This is a genomic window from Photorhabdus sp. HUG-39 (assembly GCF_963878365.1).
In the GTDB taxonomy this organism is placed as follows: domain Bacteria; phylum Pseudomonadota; class Gammaproteobacteria; order Enterobacterales; family Enterobacteriaceae; genus Photorhabdus; species Photorhabdus kayaii.
The window spans coordinates 1-1,461 of sequence record NZ_CAWNWY010000095.1; the positions used below are offsets into that span (position 1 = coordinate 1).

General features: G+C 49.3%; 1 protein-coding gene. It reads right to left on the minus strand.

Features of this window, described 5'->3' with window-relative positions:
• Positions 1-1,416: IS1634-like element ISPlu4 family transposase (locus tag AAC155_RS24130; RefSeq protein ID WP_113044412.1), on the minus strand; the 1,416-nt coding region annotated here is incomplete at its 3' end.
• Positions 1,417-1,461 lie beyond the last annotated feature (45 nt).

The following is a 1,461-nucleotide window of genomic DNA, read 5'->3' on the forward strand; positions in this document are numbered from 1 at the left end:
GTGGCGAATTTTATGCTCCAGCGCCGCATAAACCATGAGACAACATGTCATCACCATTAACAGCGCTTCTATCCGCTCCGGTTTTTTCAGGAAAATGGCAGACGTCAGGAATTCCGGACTTTTCAGGAAGCGAAAACCCCGCTCTACCTTTTGTTGTGCCTTATAATTAGCCAGTAACGCCGCCATATCAAGCTGTCCTTCATCCCGTTCATTGGTCGCTAAAATAAACCTCCCGACCCGCAATCTGGCCTGCTTCACATTGTCTAACCGGGTATAAGCCTGACCGGCTAATTGATAATGAACCGATTTGGGGTGTTGATGCTTGCCGGGTTTCCCGCGCCCCGCATAGACGGTAATCGCCTGAATTTCCGGCGAGGCGATGCCGATAAACTGGCATTGAGACTCAAAATCATGCAGTGCCTGTAAGGCATCCTCCCGGCAGGCAAAGGGCTTTTTGCCCAGTTTGTCGAACTGTTTAGACTCGTTTTCTGTTTCCCTGAGTGTGTTTTTCCGGAAAGTCTGGTTTTCACGTTTTTCTGCCGCCGTACTGTTCACCAGTAACCAACGCTGAGGAACGCCGCCATACGATGACGTCACCCAGCAGCCTGAATAGCCCTCACTGATGGGGCTGAATTGCTCCGCTGTCACGTTCAGGAGAGACTGTTTAGCTTCCTTGATCGTCAGGGGAACACGCGTAATAAATCGTTGTTTTTGCTGATGAAGCGAAGCGATCGCGGCTTCAGTATAAAGGGCGGCATCGGCCACAAAGTCGCGGCTGTTTTGTGCCGCTTTCAGACATTGAATATGGGTTTTGATCGTCTGGGCAAAGGCTTTGGCATCATTCGTATTCCCGCTCATAGCCTGCATGTAGACAGGGATACCTGCCTGATTTTCGCAAATCAGTTCAAGGACAACCTGGTTCAGTTCGGGCCGGTGATCCCGGCTATAACCCGGCACCAGTGCAATGCGTTTTGTGTCATCTCCCAACGCGCTGTCATAGTCACCATCGACATGAAAACTCGTGATATCCAAATGAACGGAATCGGGATTTAACCCTAATTTATCAACCACTTGCTCAGCAAGCACCTGATAAACTTCCGACACCCCCGCTTCATATAAGGCATCCAGTGTTCGGCCGAGCACATCATCATTAAGGTGTTCAGCTTCAATGTCAGCGCCAATTAAACGCGCAATCGGCTTATGTTGAAAAAAGCCGGAAAACATGTGCAATGTCCGGCTGTGAAACCCCAGCCCGTTAAGGATCATCGCCAGAAAAGCGTCGCCGTGAGAGACGGTATGCGATGAATATTTTGGGATAATGGCATCAATCATGCGGGGTAAACCGGCTTCATGACAAAAAGCGGCGATAAGGCCAAGATGATCGAGACGTTTAATGGCAGGTATGGGTGTGGACATATTCGCTTTCCGGCAAATAAAAGTAATAGATCAAAATTGGCGATT